This is a genomic window from Herbaspirillum sp. B65, from assembly GCF_000333555.1.
Classification (GTDB): Bacteria; Pseudomonadota; Gammaproteobacteria; order Burkholderiales; family Burkholderiaceae_D; genus Herbaspirillum; species Herbaspirillum rubrisubalbicans.
The window spans coordinates 1-1,156 of record NZ_BADI01000696.1; the positions used below are offsets into that span (position 1 = coordinate 1).

1 protein-coding gene is annotated in these 1,156 nt (G+C 61.9%); it reads right to left on the reverse strand.

Annotation, left to right across the window (positions count from 1 at the left end; all coding sequences use genetic code 11):
• Positions 1-1,156, reverse strand: a 1,156-nt coding sequence (locus I5W_RS16585) for a YDG domain-containing protein (RefSeq protein WP_044530050.1), incomplete at both ends; no start/stop codon positions are given.

Genomic DNA, 1,156 nt, shown 5'->3' on the forward strand with positions numbered 1-1,156 from the left:
AGGCCGTTGAGATAGTAGTTCTCGCCACCCACGTTGATGGTGTCACTGCCGTGCTTGAAGGTGACGCCACTGAGCAGCACATCCCTGTTGCTGCCCGCATTCTTGTCGGCAAAGCTGGCCGTCGCACCACTGGTCGACAGCGGCGACATACCGCCAGGCAGGGACGCGACCGTACTCAATGAACTGATGGTGGCGCCCAAGGTGCCGTCATAGGTCTTGCTGGCGATGCTGGCCGCAACATTCACGGCCATGTAGCTGGTCAGTTGTGTGAGCTGGTTGTAGCCGATCAGGTAGGGCGTAAAGTCTTGCGGTGCGCTGTAGGAAGTCGGGGTGTAATAAATCTTCGCGGTCGTGGCTGCATCGCCCAGGCCGATATAAGTCCAGCCGTTGTTATCATCGAAGAGGACGGTGCCTGATCCCTTGGCACTATTGTCTGCCTGCAGAATGGTCTTGGTGCCATGGCCCAAGGACATATCGACAGCCCCGCCGCTGGACTGGCTAGTGCCCGCGCCGACCGAAACGTAGTTCGGGGTAAACACGAAGCGCACGTTGTTGTAGGCACTCAGCGTGAGGGTATAGCTATTCGAATCCCAGTTGACGTAAGTGGCCGTGTGGTTGGCGTCGTAGGAAGCGACTGCGACACCGATCGGGTCCAGCACGAGGATGTCGCCACTGCTGCCACTGCCACTGCCGCAGGTGACGCCGCAGGAGGGGCCAGCGCGGGAAGTCTTGATGGTCACGTTGCCATTATTGAGTGCCGCAGTGAGCACGGCCGAATCGACGTCGATACCGTAGTTGCTGCCCCAGAAGGCGATGGAGCCGATCTTGATGTCGGCAGGATCGAGCAACCAGTTGCCGGCACTGCCGCGCGGCGCCAGGGTATTGACCGAGGCGGTGGAGCCGATCTTCAGTTTCAGCCCCGAGGTTTCCACTGCCCCGCCATTGCCGGACGCAGCCCCACCACGCGCCGTGATGCTACCGTCAAAACGGGTCGTGCCATCCGACCACAGGGCCACGCGGCCACCGTTGCCGCTGCTGATGGCGCTGGCATCGATGCTGCTTCCGGCCTCCACCGTGGTGGTGGTGGCGTTCTGTTCGGGACCGGCACCCAGGAAGTTACCGCCCACATAGGCCGTGCCGCCGCCGGCATCACCGG